Origin of the sequence: Streptomyces sp. NPDC059371, assembly GCF_042751995.1 — a bacterium.
Lineage (GTDB): Bacteria > Actinomycetota > Actinomycetes > Streptomycetales > Streptomycetaceae > Streptomyces.
Genome location: NZ_JBHYXD010000058.1, coordinates 20698 through 38285, shown reverse-complemented (window position 1 = coordinate 38285; position 17588 = coordinate 20698). Strand labels below are relative to the sequence as shown.

The 17588-nt window shown below is 69.6% G+C and carries 14 protein-coding genes and 1 pseudogene; 9 read left to right on the top strand and 6 right to left on the bottom strand.

Annotation, left to right across the window (positions count from 1 at the left end; all coding sequences use genetic code 11):
* The first annotated feature begins 89 nt into the window (after positions 1-89).
* Complete coding sequence (locus ACFXGX_RS27595) at positions 90-1436, top strand: VWA domain-containing protein (RefSeq protein WP_384796010.1); 1347 nt, start codon at positions 90-92, stop codon at positions 1434-1436.
* 83 nt (positions 1437-1519) lie between these two features.
* Positions 1520-2887, top strand: coding sequence for an FHA domain-containing protein (locus ACFXGX_RS27590; protein ID WP_384796008.1), 1368 nt, complete (start codon positions 1520-1522; stop codon positions 2885-2887).
* 47 nt (positions 2888-2934) lie between these two features.
* On the opposite strand, the gene ACFXGX_RS27585 is transcribed toward ACFXGX_RS27590, so the two are convergent.
* A complete protein-coding gene (locus tag ACFXGX_RS27585; protein ID WP_384796006.1) occupies positions 2935-3924 on the bottom strand; it encodes a methyltransferase domain-containing protein in 990 nt (329 codons plus the stop codon).
* A gap of 161 nt (positions 3925-4085) precedes the next feature.
* On the opposite strand from ACFXGX_RS27585, the gene ACFXGX_RS27580 reads away from it, so the two are divergent.
* The gene (locus tag ACFXGX_RS27580; RefSeq protein WP_384796004.1) at positions 4086-4490 is read left to right on the top strand and encodes a globin; all 405 of its coding nucleotides are present in this window, start codon (positions 4086-4088) and stop codon (positions 4488-4490) included.
* A 20-nt stretch (positions 4491-4510) separates the two neighbouring features.
* Here the strand turns inward: ACFXGX_RS27580 and ACFXGX_RS27575 are convergent, their stop codons facing one another.
* Genes ACFXGX_RS27575 through ettA form a run of 3 tightly spaced genes read right to left on the bottom strand, consistent with a single transcriptional unit; the run spans position 4511 to position 7364 of the window.
* Positions 4511-5290 carry a hypothetical protein gene (locus ACFXGX_RS27575; protein ID WP_384796002.1) on the bottom strand — a complete coding sequence of 260 codons (780 nt, stop codon included), beginning with the start codon at positions 5288-5290 and terminating at the stop codon, positions 4511-4513.
* Positions 5287-5697, bottom strand: a complete 411-nt coding sequence (locus tag ACFXGX_RS27570; protein WP_384796001.1) for an acyl-CoA thioesterase — start codon at positions 5695-5697, stop codon at positions 5287-5289. The genes ACFXGX_RS27575 and ACFXGX_RS27570 overlap by 4 nt, the downstream gene beginning before the upstream one ends.
* A 2-nt stretch (positions 5698-5699) precedes the next feature.
* Positions 5700-7364 carry an energy-dependent translational throttle protein EttA gene (gene ettA / locus ACFXGX_RS27565; protein WP_384795999.1) on the bottom strand — a complete coding sequence of 555 codons (1665 nt, stop codon included), beginning with the start codon at positions 7362-7364 and terminating at the stop codon, positions 5700-5702.
* 1146 nt (positions 7365-8510) lie between these two features.
* On the opposite strand from ettA, the gene ACFXGX_RS27560 reads away from it, so the two are divergent.
* From ACFXGX_RS27560 to ACFXGX_RS27550, 3 genes and pseudogenes are all read left to right on the top strand, one after another.
* Positions 8511-9359, top strand: a complete 849-nt coding sequence (locus ACFXGX_RS27560) for a beta-propeller fold lactonase family protein (RefSeq protein ID WP_384795997.1) — start codon at positions 8511-8513, stop codon at positions 9357-9359.
* Between the two features lie 926 nt (positions 9360-10285).
* Positions 10286-10786 (top strand): annotated as a pseudogene (locus ACFXGX_RS27555) (YfbM family protein).
* Between the two features lie 251 nt (positions 10787-11037).
* Entirely contained in the window at positions 11038-11469 is a 432-nt protein-coding gene (locus tag ACFXGX_RS27550) for an SMI1/KNR4 family protein (protein ID WP_384795995.1), read from the top strand.
* A gap of 461 nt (positions 11470-11930) precedes the next feature.
* Here ACFXGX_RS27550 and ACFXGX_RS27545 read toward each other — a convergent pair whose 3' ends face one another.
* Entirely contained in the window at positions 11931-13103 is a 1173-nt protein-coding gene (locus ACFXGX_RS27545) for a hypothetical protein (RefSeq protein ID WP_384795993.1), read from the bottom strand.
* Positions 13104-13354: 251 nt separating this feature from the next.
* Here ACFXGX_RS27545 and ACFXGX_RS27540 point away from each other — a divergent pair, with 251 nt between their 5' ends.
* Positions 13355-13546 carry an isochorismatase family protein gene (locus ACFXGX_RS27540; RefSeq protein ID WP_384795991.1) on the top strand — a complete coding sequence of 64 codons (192 nt, stop codon included), beginning with the start codon at positions 13355-13357 and terminating at the stop codon, positions 13544-13546.
* Positions 13547-13738: 192 nt separating this feature from the next.
* On the opposite strand, the gene ACFXGX_RS27535 is transcribed toward ACFXGX_RS27540, so the two are convergent.
* Positions 13739-14143, bottom strand: a complete 405-nt coding sequence (locus ACFXGX_RS27535) for a hypothetical protein (protein WP_384795989.1) — start codon at positions 14141-14143, stop codon at positions 13739-13741.
* A gap of 542 nt (positions 14144-14685) precedes the next feature.
* Here ACFXGX_RS27535 and ACFXGX_RS27530 point away from each other — a divergent pair.
* Together ACFXGX_RS27530 and ACFXGX_RS27525 are read left to right on the top strand one after the other, a co-directional pair.
* Positions 14686-15618, top strand: a complete 933-nt coding sequence (locus tag ACFXGX_RS27530) for a hypothetical protein (RefSeq protein ID WP_384795987.1) — start codon at positions 14686-14688, stop codon at positions 15616-15618.
* 495 nt (positions 15619-16113) lie between these two features.
* On the top strand, positions 16114-17588 hold a 1475-nt coding region (locus ACFXGX_RS27525; RefSeq protein ID WP_384795985.1), incomplete at its 3' end, for an Ig-like domain repeat protein.

Genomic DNA, 17588 nt, shown 5'->3' with positions numbered 1-17588 from the left:
AACGGCGGCGGCCGCGGACCGGAGGGGACCGGTCCGCACACAGTCAGCACCTCCGCAGGGGGCGGAGGCCCAAGGGGGACAGAGAAGGCATGGCCAATTTCTCGAAGTCGAACGTGCCGCAGTTCTCGGTCGACGTGTACCAGAACGAGTACCTGCCGGAGGGCGGCCGCGAGGTCAACGCGATCGTCACGGTGAGCGCCACCGGCGGCGGCACCATCGGAAGCGCGGTCGCGGCGCCGCACCTGTACACGGCGGGCCAGGGACCGGACGCCGCCGTGGCGATCATGGTCGACTGTTCGGGCTCGATGGACTACCCGCCGGCCAAGATGCGCAACGCCCGCGACGCGACGGCCGCGGCGATCGACACCCTGCGCGACGGGGTCCACTTCGCCGTGATCGGCGGCACACACGTCGCCAAGGAGGTCTATCCGGGCAACGGACGGCTCGCCGTGGCGGACGCGTCCACCCGCGACCAGGCCAAGCAGGCGCTGCGCAAGCTGAGCGCGGGCGGCGGCACGGCGATCGGCACCTGGCTGCGGCTGGCCGACCGGCTGCTGTCCTCCGCGGAGGTGGCGATCCGGCACGGCATCCTGCTGACCGACGGCCGCAACGAGCACGAGTCGCCCGAGGACCTGCGGGCCGCGCTGGACTCCTGTGCCGGACGCTTCACCTGCGACGCACGCGGAGTCGGCACCGACTGGGAGGTCAAGGAGGTCACCGGGATCGCCTCGGCGCTGCTCGGCACCGCCGACATCGTCGCCGACCCCGCGGCCCTCGCCGCCGACTTCACGCACATGATGGAGACGGCCATGGGCAAGGAGGTCGCCGACGTGGCCCTGCGGGTGTGGACGCCGGTCGGCACCGAGATCAAGTTCGTCAAGCAAGTGGCGCCCACGGTCGAGGAACTGACGGACCGACGCACCGACGCCGGCCCCCGCGCGGGCGACTACCCGACCGGCTCCTGGGGCGACGAGTCCCGCGACTACCACGTGTGCGTCCAGGTCCCGACGGCCGGGATCGGCCAGGAGATGCTCGCCGCCCGTGTCTCGCTGGTGATCCCGCACAGCGACGGCAGCGTGCAGAACCTCGGCGCGCAGGGGCTCGTACGGGCCGTGTGGACCGACGACATGGCCGCCTCGACGACCATCAACCCGCAGGTCGCGCACTACACGGGTCAGGCCGAACTGGCACAAGTCATCCAACAGGGACTCGACCTTCGCAAAGCGGGAGATGTCGATGGAGCAACGGCCAAGCTGGGACGGGCCGTTCAACTCGCCGGAACCTCCGGAAACGCCGATACTGCGAAACTGCTCGCGAAGGTGGTGGACGTCGTCGACGTCGCGGCAGGTACTGTGCGATTGAAAGCGCGTGTCGCGGAGGCCGACGAGATGACCCTCGAGACACGGTCCACAAAGACTGTTCGTGTAAAGAAGTAGTGGGAAGCAGCGAGCCCGGTTCCCGCTGGGATCCGGAGAAACCCGGTCATGACGACCGGAAAAGGGAAGGGGGAAGGACCGACATGCCGACATGCCCGAACGGACACCAGTCGAATTCCGACGATTGGTGCGAGGTCTGCGGTCACCGCATGGCCGGTGTTCCCCCGCTCCCTCCCCCGCCGCCGCCCGGCGGCGGTTACAGCTACCCGGCGCCCGGTTCGCCGCCGCCCGCGCCCGGCGGCCGTTCCGGTGTGCCGGACCCGGGCGCCGAGCTCTGCCCGCAGTGCCGCACGCCCCGTGAGGGCGCGGCGCCGTTCTGCGAGGAGTGCCGGTGGAACTTCCTGACGAACACGGCGACCTCGTACACACCGGCGGCACCGCGTCCGCCGGCCGGCGCGGCGGGCGGCCCCGGCGTTCCCGGTATTCCCGGTGCTCCCGGTGTTCCCGGCGCGCAGTCGCCGTACGGCGGACCTGGTGGTCCGGGTGTTCCCGGCGGCCAGAATCCGGGGCCGCGCTTCCCGCAGCCCGGACAGGGGCAGCCGGGCGGTCCGGGTCCCGGTGGCTCCGGTCACGACCCGTTCGAGTACCAGAGCTCGCGGCCCTCACAGATGAACCGGCCCGCCGAACCGATCCCGCCGGGCCCGGGGGCCCAGCCGTACGGCGGCCCTCAGGGCTTCGGCGACCAGGGCTTCGGCGACCCGGGCTTCGGCGACCCGTCGCGGCAGGCGGCGCCGTCCGCGCCCGGCGGTCCCGGCGCCCCGCAGCAGGCCTACACCCAGCAGCCCTCCCCGCCGCCCTACACCCAGGGCGGACCGCCGCGACAGGGCGGCCCGCAGCCCGGCGGCCAGGCTTTCGGCGGCGGTGACGACGACTGGGTGATCCCCCCGCCGTCGTCCGGCATGCCCGGCGGCCAGGGCGGCCCGAGCGCTCAGGGCGGCCCGGCCCAGGGTGGCGGCTACGGCTACCCGCAGCCCGGCGCCACCCAGGCTCCGCCCGGTCCCGGCTACCACCAGCAGCCGCCGCCACAGCAGCAGCAGCAGCAGTCGCTGTCCTGGAGCGCGACCATCGCGCCGGACCGCGAGTACTTCATGGCGATGATGCAGCGCTCCGGACCCGAGGCCGCGGGCCTGAACCTGCCCGCGTACTCGCCGGAACTGCAGCGTCCGCTCCTCGGCAACCAGATCAGCATCGGCCGCCGCCGGCACTCCACCGGCGAGTCCCCGGACATCGACCTGTCGGTGCCGCCGGAGGACCCGGGCGTCTCGCACCAGCACGCGGTGCTGGTCCAGCAGCCGGACAGCACCTGGGCGGTCGTCGACCAGAACTCGACGAACGGGACCACGGTCAACGGCGGCGAGGAGCCCATCCAGCCGTTCGTGCCGGTGCCGCTGCAGGACGGCGACCGGGTGCACGTGGGCGCCTGGACGACGATCACGATCCGGCGCGGCTGAGTTCCGGCACGGGACGCGCTCGGCGGTCCGGAGCAGCTCGGAAGTGCTCAGGGCAGCGGCCAGGTGTACGGCCCCCCGGGGTCGTCCAGCCAGGCCCGGGCGCCGTCCTCGCCGACCGTGACCCCGTACCGCTCGCGCTGCGGCTGTCCCTCGCGCTCCCACAGCGCGTAGGCGTCGTGCGGGTCCAGGCGGCCCGCCGTCAGGGCGAGCAGGAAACGGAACAGATCGTGGCCGCGGGCCCGGCGCGGCACCCCGACGGCCCGGGCCGGCTCCGGCTCCGGTCCGGGCCGGGTGGCACCGCGCAGCGGCACGAAGAAGGCGGACGTGTGCAGGAAGCGTCCCTCGGCATGACCGGAGTTCCGTACCTCCAGTGTGATCAGGCCGGTGGCCAGCGGCGCGAGGACGCGGGCTCCGGGGCGTGACTGGACCAGCCAGGGGCGCGGGATCGTGGTCAGGGTGCAGGTGGCGATGATCCGGTCGAAGGGAGCGCGCCCGGGGACCCCGCGTGCTCCGTCCCCGGTGACGACGGTCGGGTGGTACCCGGCGACGGCCAGATGCTGCCGCGCCGCCTCCGTGATCTCCATGTCGAGGTCGACCGTGGTGACCAGGCCGTCGCCGAGACGGTACGCGAGCAGCGCCGCGTTGTAGCCGGTTCCGGCGCCGATCTCCAGGACGGCGTCCCCGTCCCGTACCTCCAGCTCGGCCAGCATCTTCGCCATCAGCGACGGCTGGCTGCTGGAGGAGACGAGTTCCCCGTCCCGTACCCGGGTGGCCAGCGGGGCGTCCCCGTACGCGCCGCGCAGCCAGCGGTCCCGGACCCGGGGGTCCGGGTCCTCGCCCCACAGGCGCTCGTAGCCGCCGACCACGCCGAGGTAGTAGTACGGCACGAACAGATGGCGCGGTACGGCCTCGAAGGCCTCACGCCAGACGGGATCGCTCTCCCAGGCCCCGCTCCGCTCGATCTCGCGTACCAGGGACGCCCGCGCCGAGGCGGCGAGGTCGTCGGGGCCGGATTCTTCGAGAGCGTGCGCGCCCATACCTCCACTGTGCTGCCGAACGGCCCGCGAGGCGAGCGCCCGCACCGGCGGTCCCGGACCTCTCCCCGCACCGGCCGTCCCGAACCCCTCCCCGCGCCGTCCGGAACGGGAGTGGTCCTAAGCCCGGAGTCCTCGGTCGCCCCGTCTGAGAACATGGGGGCGTGAAAGAGATTCGGCGCGGCACGCTTCAGGAGCAGACCTTCTACGAGCAGGTCGGCGGCGAGGAGACCTTCCGGCGCCTCGTACACCGTTTCTACGAGGGTGTCGCCGGGGATCCGCTGCTGAAGCCCATGTATCCGGAGGAGGATCTGGGCCCGGCCGAGGAGCGCCTCACGCTGTTCCTGATCCAGTACTGGGGCGGCCCGACGACGTACAGCGACAACCGCGGCCACCCCCGGCTGCGGATGCGGCACGCCCCGTTCAAGGTCGACCAGGCGGCGCACGACGCGTGGCTGAAGCACATGCGGGTGGCCGTCGACGAGCTCGGCCTCTCCGAGGAGCACGCGCACACGCTGTGGAACTACCTGACGTACGCGGCCGCGTCGATGGTGAACACGGCGGGCTGACCGCCGGTCGAACGCAGGGGTCAGTTGACGCTGACGCCCAGCGAGCCGAGTCCCGCCCGGCGGACGGCGACCGACCCGAACGGCGTCCGCAGACGCAGCCACGCGCCGGACGAGTACAGCGTCAACGGACTGCCGCGCGGCGGGAGCTGCCCTTCGGTCTGCCCCTCGGCCTGTCCCTCAGCCTGCCCCTCGGTCTGCCCCTCGGCGGAGACGGACGCGTCCACAGTGACGGGCGCGGGCGGCGCGGGCCGCAGGAATCCCAGGGCCTGCGCGGCGTGCGCGGCCCGCACGGGAAGCCCCGTGTCGCCGATCGGCCGGGACCATATCTCCCGCCCGACCCGGTCGAGTTCGGCACGGGTCCGCAGCTCGGGAGCCAACTCCTCGGTGCGCGACCGGAATTCGGCCACCGCCTCGGCGACCTTCGCCCGCACGGCGTCCGGTCCCGGCAGGCCCGGTTCCACCCGCCAGCCGCCGCGCGGCGGCAGGACCCCGGCCCACGGGGGCCCGGTGACGGCGGCCGGGACACCGGCGGTGGCCGCCGACTCCTCGATGGACTCCAGGAGTTCACCGGCGGAGACGGTCACGTCCAGGGTGACGTCGAGCCCGTGCTCGTACGGCTTGGCGAGCCGTGCCGTACGGATCGCGAGGACCTCGAACGACGGCGGCCGGCCGAAGACCGCGAGCGTGGTGCCGTGCGCCGTCAGGCGCACGGCTGCCGCACGGTCGTAGTGGACGAGCCGGGAGAGGAAGGCGGCGAGATCCGCCGCCTCCCCCGCGTCGGCGAGGTGCAGGACCGTCATGCCGCGACGGCCTCGTCCTCGTCGTCGCGGTACGACTCCAGGAAGTCGCGCTCCTCGGCGGTGATCCGCCGAGGGCGCTGCCGCTCGAAGTCGAACGGCACGATCACCGTCGAGGCGGTGACGTAGACCTGGTCGGGGTCCTTGACCTCGTACGTGATCGTGAAGGATGCCGCCCGGATCTGCGTCACCCAGAGCTCGATGTCCACCGGCGCGTGCCGGTGGACGAGCTGCCGCTTGTAGTCGATCTCGTGGCGCGCCACCACGGACCCCTGCTTGAAGTCCTTCTCCGGGCGGAACAGGAAGTCGATACGAGCCTCCTCCAGGTAGCGGAGGAACACCACGTTGTTGACGTGGCCGTATGCGTCCATGTCCGCCCAGCGCAGCGGGCAGCGGTAGATGTGCCGCAAGATCAGCCCCGGGTCAGCTTCTTGTAGGTGGCGCGGTGCGGGCGCACGGCGTCGGCGCCGAGCCGCTCGATCTTGTTCTTCTCGTACGACTCGAAGTTGCCCTCGAACCAGTACCACTTCGACTCGCCCTCGTACGCGAGGATGTGCGTCGCGACCCGGTCCAGGAACCAGCGGTCGTGGGAGATGACCACGGCCGCACCGGGGAACTCCAGCAGCGCGTTCTCGAGCGACGACAGGGTCTCGACGTCGAGGTCGTTGGTGGGCTCGTCGAGGAGCAGCAGGTTGCCGCCCTCCTTGAGGGTCAGCGCCAGGTTCAGCCGGTTGCGCTCACCACCGGAGAGGACACCCGCGGGCTTCTGCTGGTCCGGGCCCTTGAAGCCGAAGGCGGACACGTAGGCCCGCGACGGCATCTCGACCTGGCCGACGTTGATGTAGTCGAGCTCGTCGGAGACGACGGCCCACAGCGTCTTCTTGGGGTCGATGTTGGCACGGCTCTGGTCGACGTAACTGATCTTGACCGTCTCGCCGACCTTGATCGCGCCGGTGTCCGGCGTCTCCAGGCCCTGGATCATCTTGAACAGCGTGGTCTTGCCCGCGCCGTTCGGGCCGATGACGCCCACGATGCCGTTGCGCGGCAGGGTGAAGGACAGGTCGTCGATGAGGACCTTGTCGCCGAACGCCTTGGAGAGGTTCTGGACCTCGACGACGATGGAGCCCAGTCGCGGGCCCGGCGGGATCTGGATCTCCTCGAAGTCCAGCTTCCGCATCTTGTCGGCCTCGGCCGCCATCTCCTCGTAACGGGCGAGGCGGGCCTTGGACTTGGTCTGACGGCCCTTGGCGTTGGACCGGACCCACTCCAGCTCTTCCTTGAGCCGCTTGGCGCGCTTCTCGTCCTTGCGGCCCTCGACCTTGAGGCGGGAGGCCTTCTTGTCGAGGTACGTGGAGTAGTTGCCCTCGTAGGGAATCGCGCGGCCGCGGTCCAGTTCGAGGATCCACTCGGCGACGTTGTTCAGGAAGTACCGGTCGTGAGTGACGGCGACGACGGCGCCCGCGTACTTCGTGAGGTGCTGCTCCAGCCAGTTCACCGACTCGGCGTCGAGGTGGTTGGTGGGCTCGTCGAGGAGGAGCAGGTCCGGAGCCTCGATCAGCAGCTTGCAGAGCGCAACGCGGCGCTTCTCGCCACCGGAGAGGTTGGTGACCGGCCAGTCGCCGGGCGGGCAGCCCAGCGCGTCCATGGCCTGCTCGAGCTGCGCGTCGAGGTCCCAGGCGTTGGAGTGGTCCAGGTCGTCCTGGAGCTTCCCCATCTCCTCCATGAGCGCGTCCGAGTAGTCGGTCGCCATCAGCTCGGCGACCTCGTTGAACCGGTTGAGCTTGCCCATCAGCTCGGCGGCACCGTCCTGGACGTTCTCCAGAACCGTCTTGGACTCGTCCAGCTCCGGCTCCTGCATGAGGATGCCGACGCTGAAGCCGGGCGACAGGAACGCGTCACCGTTGGAGGGCTGCTCGATGCCCGCCATGATCTTGAGAACGGTGGACTTACCGGCACCGTTCGGACCGACCACACCGATCTTCGCACCCGGGAGGAAGCTCAGGGTGACGTCGTCGAGGATCACCTTGTCGCCGTGCGCCTTGCGCGTCTTGCGCATGGTGTAAATGAACTCAGCCAAGAGAAACCGTCCGGACGCTTGAAATCGGCAGTGGGCAGATACACCCCATCTTGCCTGACGGCTACCCCTCGGGGGAAACGCGTTCCGCCGGGGGGCCCTGACCTGGGGTTCTCCCGCCGATCTCCGTGGCCTGTCTGTCACTGTCGGTCGCCATTGGTCGTCCTCGGCGCCCCTCGGACGGCCCAGGGACGGCCCAGCCCTGGCGCACTCGACCGACGGCTGCGTCTTCGACACGCCCCGTTTGAACCTCAGCCGACGACAGTCAGCCACGACGGCGGGTGCGCCGACCGACTACGCACGCGTATGCCTCGCTCCGCCTCCACCGGCCTCAGCCACGCCATCGGTGCCGTCGACCAGAGCAAGCCGTGACGGCCGGCCCGTGACGACAGCGCTGAGCCATCAGCTTGGGAAGCTGAGGTTTCCTGGTGGCTGTTGCTGCGCTGATCTGCGGCGGAGTGGTGCTGGAGCCCGGGACGTCTCTGGGGTCAGTCCCCGCTGTTCCCCGTGGTTCCCCGCGGGATCTGGCACGCGAATGGCACGGTCTCTTCGCCTCGGACGTCCCTTGGCGAAGCGGTGCGATGGAGCGTCTGAGTCTCAGCCGACGGCAGTCAGCCACGATGGTGGGTCGGTCGACCGTGTGCCTCCCCGTACCCCTGCCAGCCTGAGCCAGGCTACCGGCGGTCGACCGGCTCAAGCCTCGACGGTAAAAGCACATGGGTGGCGCCTTGCACGATGACCTCTTCGTCTCGCGGCAGCTTGACCGAGACAGGCGCCTCGGCGAGGCACCCGCTACGTTCACTGACCATCTGCCAACGTTCGTGTTCGCTGCCGGTGTGTCGGCGTTGCCAGGCAGTCGCCGCCTGCCTCCGTGCCCCGGATCCTCCGGTTCGGTCGCGGCACCCGACCGGGTGCGGTCTCGGTGGGGCGCACGAACGTCCAGGCGACCGCCATGGCCCATGGTCGGGGCGGTCGCGCGTCTCCGCCGTACCGAATATGACGAACTGTCATAATGCGTCACATTCTGTCAGTCCGGTCGAGAGGATTGCTGTGACTATCTGTCAAGCCGTGAGGGGGGTGGGCGCGCAGGAGACCCTCCCGTCGTCGGCGCCGCCTGATCTTCGAGTGCGTCGCTCGTGGTGGGATGGGTTGCTGCGGGCGCTGGGGGCAGGTCTCGTCGTAGTGGCCGGCCTGGCCCTGCCCATGGTGGCCCCGCAGCCCGCCCAGGCCGTGCCGCCCGGCACCTACGCCTACGTCACCAACTTCAACGCCAACACGGTGTCGGTGATCAACAGAGCGACGAACACGGTGGCGGTCACGGTTCCCGTCGGCGCTGCGCCGTGGGAAGTGGCGGTGTCGCCGAACGGCACCCGTGCCTACGTGACCAACCGCGCCGATGACACGGTGTCCGTGATCAACACCGCGACCGACACGGTCGTCGCCACCGTCCCCGTCGGCCTTGAGCCCCTGGGGGTGGCGGTTTCGCCGGACGGCACCCGCGCCTACGTCACCAATTTCGGCGCCGACACGGTGTCCGTGATCAAGACGAACACGAACACGGTCGTCGCCACCATCCCCGTCGGCGATGCGCCCCAGGGGGTGGCGGTGTCGCCGAACGGCACCCGCGCCTACGTCGTCAACGCCGACGCCGACACGGTGTCCGTGATCAAAACGGCGACGAACACGGTCGTCGCCACCATCCCCGTCGGCGATGCGCCCCGGGAGGTGGCGGTTTCGCCGAACGGCACCCGCGCCTACGTCACCAACGCCAACGCCGACACGGTGTCCGTGGTCAACACCGCCACCAACACCGTCGTGGCCACCATCCCCGTCGGCGACCTCCCGTTCGGGGTGGCGATCGGGGCCGTGCCCTGCCCAGGCCACGGCAAGCCGGGTCACGGGAAGCCCGACCACGGCAAGCCGGGTCACGGAAGGTCAGGCCACGACCGGCCAACCACGGCCACCGTCCCGGCCCCCGGTAACTGCCCACCGGCATGACGAACGCCCCGGCGCCGGCCGCCCACCCTCGGACCACCGACGCCGGGGCACCCCGTGACCACGCAACCCCACAGCACGGCCCGCCGCCCCAAGCCTCCGCCGACCCTTCGCACCCAATCGGACCACCGATCAGACCGCGCTACGTGACTCACTTGCCTGAACGGCCGAACTCGCGCTGACCTGCACGTTCTCTTGGCAACCCCAGATAATCATCGCGCTGCACGGCAAGGTCCCCGGAACGTGATCGACCCGGGGCCCTATCCGATGCGCTCCCGGCAGGATTCGAACCTCGAAACCCGCTTTAGGAGTTAAGTCTGACCGCCTGTCCACCCTGCTGCGCGGGGCGGCCGTGACCGTGTCAGACCGCACCGCGCCGCCGCTGTCCGCTGTCGTTGATGTCAGCCATGGATGTCACCTCACACAGGCTGGGGTCACTTGCGACGCTTGCGTGCCTTCGCCTTGCGCTCGGCTTCCTTGCGCTTCTCGATGGTGTACGACGACCACTAGCCACGGTGCAGGTTGCACCGCGACGCACCGACCATCGCCAGCCGCTGACACCGAGTGCCCTTCTCCGTGAGCGCTCCACACCTGGACTGCGTACGAACCACGTCTCCCACCCCCGGTCTCGACCGTCGTGCGGACCAGTGCAGGATTGCCAGCCACATGTCCTCTCTGGAAGGCGCACTGCTCCGCGCAGCGGTGCACGGCGGCCCAAGGAGGTTGCTCGGGGCGCACGCTTTCCAACTGTGGTGGTGGGGGCTTGGGCTGCATTCGGGGGCGTTCACCTGCGTTCGACGGCGGCTCGTCACCAGGCTGGGATCGGCTCCGGGGCCTGGTCGAACGCCGGTGAACCAGGCTGAATGAGACGGAAACTGAGACGGGCTCGTCCGACGGCCGTTGTCAGCGGCCTCGCCTAGTCTCCGGCCATGAGCATGATCGGTGAGTACCTGCGCGTCACGGCTTCTGAGCTTGACCGAGTGATCCATGATCCCGACTGGGCTTTGGACTTCGTCGAAGAGGTCCAGGATGCCGAGGAGGAGTCGGAGCCTGCGCCGGCCGAAGCGCGTCACTTCAGCACGTACAAGACCTGGGACATGCTTCGCTTCCTGCCGGCGCGTGCCGAGTTCCCTGTGAACATGATCCACGGCGAGGAGCCGTTCGCCGAGGATGAGGACTGAGGGTATGGGCCTCCGAGGTGCCTGCGGCCTGAGCGGGTCCGGCTCGCAGCGGAAGCTCTGCTGGGCACCAGCTATACCCAGCTGATCAGTGGGGTGGACCCCGCTGAACTCACCAGTGCCGAGGTGTATCCGCTCGGATGGAGTGAGCCCGGCTCGCTGGAGTGGGGGCGTCCCTGGTACGACGACCTCACACGGTTCTTCGAGGCTGCCGCCAGGGCGGACGACGCGATGCTCGTCTGGCTGGACTGACCAACCGCGACGGCGGAGACCTCAGCTTGGGAAGCTGAGGTGATCTGGGTGTTCCCCGCAAGATCTGGCACGCGTCTGGCACGACCTCTTCGTCCCGAACTATGGACGCGACGGTTGCTGAGGTCTGCCGGGCACGTCAGCCGGTCGCTTAAGGCTGGAGGCGATCGATCACGGGTGCGAGGGTTGCTGTGCTTCGCTGCTGTACGGCGCCTGCGCTCGGGATGACTCGTCCTGCCGAATAGGCTGCGCTTGTGTGGAAAGAAGCCGCTACCGGGGCTCTGCCCGGCGTGACATTTCGACCGCCTGTGGACAGGACTGCTCTCGCTGCGGCGGAGCAGCGGCTCGGCCGAGGCTTGCCGGCCCAGTTGGCAGCTCTGCTACTGGAGACCGACGGGGTAGTCGGCGCCTACGCGAAGGACGTCGTCTGGTCTTTGGATCGGATCGTGGAACAGAACCTGCTGTTCTGGGCTCCTGATGCGTTCCCGGGGCTGTACATGCCCTTTGATCCGTTGCTGTTCTTCGGCGACAACGGAGGTGGCGACCAGTTCGCCTTCGTGCTGACGCCCGAGCGTCCGGAAATCTTCGTCTGGGACCACGAGACCGACAGTCGGCTGTGGGCTGCACGGGAGTTGGAAGACTACTTGCACCGCTCGCTCGCGGATGGTGGCGACTGGTGGTGGTAGCCGAACGCGCCCCGGCCAAAGAGTTTGACCATGTGGCCTCATCTTTATCAGGTCGATCACAGTAGGCCGGCGACGTTGGTCAACCGGCCGTAGTCCTCGACCGATCATCCGCTGAGTTCGACGCTGACCGCTGTTGTCCCGAACTGTTGGTGTCAGGCGTTGGTGTCAGCTGATGAGTTCGGGTTACACGAGTCGTCGGTTCCGGAGACCGGTGGTTCGGGCGCCGATCGTCCGTCAGAGGGGTAGTGGGGCCCCAGCAGGAGGCGCTGGTTGGGGGCTCTCGGACCGCTCTACTGGGGTGCTTACTGGGTAGTGGGGCGCACCCCACTACCCAGTAGCTAGGCCTGAGTTGGATAAGAACCCCCGTCTGCCTCCTCGTGCAAGACTCCTCGAAACGAACTGCAGACGATGTGGCCGGTGAGGTCTCTGCGATTGGTACGGCGCGCCGCGTCGGGCGGTTGTCAGCTCAGGTTCCGGGTCCGGCGGCGTCGCGCGATGAGGAGCGTGCCCGCACCCGTGACCACAGCCGCGGCAGCCGCGCCCGTGATCGGCAGCGTCGAGGAGCCGGTCTCTGCCAGGTTGCCGCCGTCCGCCGTCGTTCCGTCGTCACCGGTCGACGACGACCCGCCGGCCGAGCCGCCCGTCGAGCCGGTCGACCCCCCGCCCGTCACGTCCAGCGTGATGTCGGCCTTGTCGTTGGCCTTGTTGTGGTCGAACGGCCGTAGTTGGGTGGTCAGCGCGATCGAGCCCTTGGCGCCCGCGATCCGCTTGTCGATCTTCAGCTTGAAGGTGTAGCCCATTTGGGCGTCCTCGGCCATGTTCATACCGAAGTGCGGTGGCCAGAGATACTTCCCGCCCTCGGCGTGGCAGTCGTAGTCGCGCTTGACGACCGAGGTTCCGGCGGGAGGCGTGACAATGATCTGGACGCCCGACTCCACTTCGTCGTCTTCCAGAACCCAGGCGGGCCCGGCGTTGGCGAACTTCACCTTCATCGCCACCGTGTCACCGACCCGCCCCCTCAACGCGGCACCCGTCACCTGGTAGTCGGCCGTGTTGACCGAGGTGACCGACGCATTGACAAGTCTCGCGGAACCCTCGCCCCCGGCCGGTTGCTCGACCAGTTTCACCGCCGGCGCGGTCCCCGCCACCGACGGATCTCCGTTCTCGTCGTCCCTCTGGGCGCCGCCGGCCCCGACCTCCACGCGCAGCCTGTCGCGGTACGCGCGATCCAGTACCTTGACACGGAGAGGCTTCTCCGGCGCGTAGACGACGCCCGGCTCCACCGCCTGGTCGAACGCACACGCCGCGATCCAGTGTTCGGGCAGCTCGTCGTAGGACCCAACGTGCTGTACACGGCAATTGGAGGGAACGTCCACGAAGTCGAGCCCCCGGGTGACCCAGGAGGAGACCCACACCTTCTCGGCGGTCCCGCCCTTGTTCGCCACGGTGACCGGCAGGTCGAAGGTGTCCCCCGGTTTCAACCCGTGGATCGGCTCGATGCCTCCGACGACCAGTTCGGATACGGTTCCATCACCGAAGGCGGCGGGAGCCGCGGCCAGCACGATCAGGCCGGCAGCGCCGAGGGCGGCGACAACGGCACCGGAGGCGCGACGGTTGTGTGGGGGTATCGGCATGGAGAGATCCTCTGCTGGGGCGCGGGTAAACGGACGGTGTCTTCCGGGGGAACAGTCCTTCGATCGCTAGACCCTTGCCGATCTCCAACGGTTGTACGTCCAGCGCCTCCTCCGCCTCGGGATCACACCTGCCGGAAGCCGTGGAACTTGGAAACTCGCAGGTCATAGACGGTCGCAAGGGATCAACTGGCGTTCTCAACGCAACTGGTGGCCTGTCCAAGTCGCGGATCCGAGCCGGATAAGCCCGAGGCATGCCGGACACCGCGCTGCTCATCATCGACATGCAGACTGCCTTGTTGCGCGACGTCTATGACGTCGAGGCTTGTCTGCACAAGGTCGCCGACCTGGCCGAGCAGGCTCGCTCCGCTGGGGTGCCGATCGTCTATCTGCGGCAACGGCCCATGACGTGCCTGCTGATCTCGCCGACGTCCATCCGGCGATGACGCACCAGCTGCAGTTGGGCGATGTAGTACTGGACAAGGACAGCGCGGGTTCGAATCCCACACCCACCGCCGGCGAGAACGGACCCTGACCAGGTAAATCGGTCAGGGTCCGTTCTTGTGCCCGGTGTCCGCCGGCGCCCGTGACTCCCCGCTGCTTCCTGGCTGAACGGGCACAGCAGGAGCACGTCGACTTCAGCCGACCGCGATCGTGCAGTACTCGGAGAGGACGGCGGCAAGTTCACACGCGGCGGCATCCTGCTCGCCCTCAGTTCGGTGTTGCTGCAGATACGCCGCTGTCGCACGCGTCCCGGCACCGAAACAGGTCGGATTCTGCGCCACGATCAGGCTGAGGATCTTCACCTTGGTCGACTCCATCTCCCAACTCGCACTTACGGAGTCGGAGTACTCGGCATCGCGGGACTTCCGTTGCTTGTGCTTCCGGAACTGCTCAGCCCGCTTTTCGAAGTCCTGGTTGGCCTGCTCACACGTCGCTGAGCGCTCGGACGCGCCGTCGTGTCGCATCGCCCCGACGGCATAGCCGCCCGAGGCGAGCGTGATTGCTCCTGCGCTGACCAGCGCGATCATCGAACGCTTCATGGCCGGGGATCGTATACGCCCAGGTCAGATCACCTACCACCGGCGCCCACCGGCCCGCGGTCGACGATGTCGAGAGGTCGCCTCCGAGACTCGAGGTCGTCTCCGCATCCCAGTACGGCATCCCAGGCAATGCTTGTTCGCGCAGGTCAGGGTGGGTGGGATGGTTGCGTCGTTGCGGGTTGGGCGGTGGTGGTTGCGGTGGGTCCTCGGCGCCTTCGAAGCTGTGGGTGTCGCACCGGCCGGGGTGGATCCGAGGCCCCGGTAGCAGCCTGGTGACGACTCCCGCCTTGTTCCTGCGTACCGGGCATCGCTGTGCCCGGGTGCCCGAAGTGCGGCGTTCGGCGTCCCTGCGACGACCCGCCGCCCGCGACCCCGGGGGCGGGGACATGCGGCCGGCTCCTGCCCCCTGGGGCGGTCGGGCCGCATGTCCTCGGATCGGACGCGGACGGGTGGTGAGACGTCGGCGGGCCCGTTCGGCGGGACAGCCGGCGCGGGCCGGGAGCGACCACCTACGGACCACCAACCGAAAAGGAAGACACGACATGAGCATGAACACCCACGCACGTCGCCGTCCGGGCCGCCGCGCGGCCTTCGCCGCCGGTCTCGTCCTGGCCGTCGGGCTCGGTGTGGCGACGCAGGCGGCGGCACAGGCCGCCGCCCCCGCCCCCGCCAAGGCATCCGCGAAGGCGTCCGCCGCGCTGCGGTCGGTCAGTGGCTTCAACGGTGACGTGGTGACCCAGGTCGCCGACTTCTACGGCGCGTACATCGACGCGAAGGACGACGCGGCGGGCCCGGACACCGCACTGTCCAAGGCACTGCGCACGCACTACCTCACGCCCGCCCTCGCCAAGAAGTTGGAGGCCTGGGAGAAGAAGAACCAGGCGGACGGTGTCCTGCGGGCCCAGAACGTCCCGGCGCGGTGGACGGTGAGCGAGGGCGGCAACGGCCTCGAGGTCGCCGTCACCCTGACCTACGGCGGCGGGGAGTCGCCGACGACGACCACCAGGCTCGTCGTGAAGCAGGAGCCGACCGGCCACATCACCGACATCCGCACCACGAGCGTCGCCCCCGCCAAGGCAGCCGCGAACGCGTCCGCCGCGGTGCGGTCGATCAGTGGCAGGACCGGTGACTCGGTGACGCAGGTCGCCGATTTCTACGGGGCGTACGTCGACGCGAAGGACGCCCCCGCGGGCCCGGACGCCGCACTGTCCAAGGCACTGCGCGCGCACTACCTCACGCCCGCCTTCGCCAAGCGGCTGGAGGCCTGGGAGAAGAAGAACAATGTGGACGGTGTCCTGCGGGCCCAGAACGTCCCGGTCCAGTGGACGGTGAGCGAGGGCGGCAACAGCCGTGAGGTCGCCGTCACCCTGACCTACGGCGGCGGGGAATCGCCGACCGTGAGGACCAACCTCGTCGCGGAGTTGGAGCCGGTGTCCGGCGATGTCACCGACATCCGCACCACGAGCGCCCGCTGACGACGCAGCCGCTCCGCCCGGTCCGCTTCCGGCTTCGGCCGGGGGTGGGACCGGCAGCGCTGACGGATCACACCGCGGTGCACACATCGCGGTGCACACACTGCGGGCCCCACACTGCGGGCCGCACACCGCGGGCCCCACACCGCGGGCCCCACACCGCGGGCCCCACACCGCGGGCCGCACACCGCGGGCCGCACAGCGCCGGCTTCGCCCGGAGCCCATCGACGGCGGGCCACAAGGCCCCGCTCCCGTCGGTTGTGCCGCCGGGCGGGCCGCGTGACCTGTTGCTCCGTCAGTCGCGGCACCTGGGTCCGAGCCCGCGAGGAACGGACGTCATCACGCAAGAAGCCCCGGAGTCTCCGCTTCCGGCGCACAACCATTCCGAAGGGTCCGTTGTCATACCCATGTCATAGGCATCCGAAGCATGCCGCGCCCGGTACCTTCCAACCTCCGGTGACGCGCGGCCTTCCACGGCTCCTGGGGGTTTGAACCACCTTGCGCAACCGCAGAATCTCCACTGCGACGGCACTCGCCGTCCTCTTCAGTTCTGTGGCCCTGACGGGCCTCGGGTCCACGGCCGCCCACGCCGACGGCAACGCCGTCCTGCCCGTCGCCTCCGTCTCCGATGTCGTCGTGGACAGCGTGCACCAGCGTGTCTTCGTCAGCGACCAGGCCGGCGGCAAGGTCGTCGCCACCGACTACAGCGGCAACGTCGTCGGGACGTTCGGCTCGCTGCCCGGGGCCAACGGCCTGGAACTCTCGGCCGACTCGCAGACGTTGTACGTGGCCGTCGCGGGCAGCGACGAGATCGCGGCGATCGACACGGCGGGCCTCGTCGAGTCCGCGCGCTACTCGACCGGCACCGCAGACGCCCCGGCGACCCTCGCCCGCGCCGGCGGCAAGCTGTGGTTCGGCTACGGCACCGCGACGAACGGCAACATCGGCTCACTCGACCTCTCGGGCCCGGATCCTGTCCTCGCCGTGGCCCAGGACAGCGGCAGCCGCTGGTACTACGCGCCCCGGCTGGCGTCCAACCCGGCCGCACCCGGTGTGCTGGCCGCCGCCGAGCCGGGCGTCAGCCCCGCCGCCGTGGCGACGTACGACGTCTCCGGCCCGGACGCGCCCCAGCGCATGGCCCAGGGCGAGGCCGGCAGCAACCTGCGCGACCTCGCGGTGACCCCCGACGGCGGCCAGGTCGTCACGGCCAGCGGCTGGCCCTACAAGCACCAGGTGCTGTCCACCACCGACCTGAAGGAAGTCGGCAGTTACCCGACCGACGCCTATCCGAACGCCGTCGACATCGCCGCGGACGGCACCGTCGCCGCGGGCATCGACGGGTCGTACGAACCGGACGTCTACGTTTTCAAGCCCGGCACCACCCAGCCGGTCCGGAAGTACGACTTCGCCGACACCGGTACCGGCACCCTGGTTCCGGACGGCCTGGCCTGGGAGCCGGACGGCAACCACCTCTTCGCGGTCACCGGCAGCGGCAGCACGTACCACCTCAACACGCTGAACGCGCCGACCAAGGCCGCCACCACGGTGACGGTGACCGCGCCTGCCACGGCTGTCCCCGGCAAGTCGCTCACCGTCACCGGGAAGATCAGCGGCGGCGACGCACTCCCGGCCGGAACGCCACTGACCGTCACCCGCACCGACGCGAACTCGCCGACAGGCAAAGAACTGACCCCCGTCACCACCACCGACGACGGAACGTTCACCTTCACCGACACCCCCACCGCCGAAGGCGACGCGAAGTACACCGTCTCCTACGCCGGCGACACCAGCCACGCCCCGACATCCACCACACGGACCGTGACCGTCTCCCGCAGCACCACCACGCTGACCGTGACCGCGCCCGCCACGATTGTCCCAGGCAAGTCGCTCACCGTCACCGGGAAGATCAGCGGCGGCGACGCACTCCCGGCCGGAACGCCACTGACCGTCACCCGCACCGACGCGAACTCGCC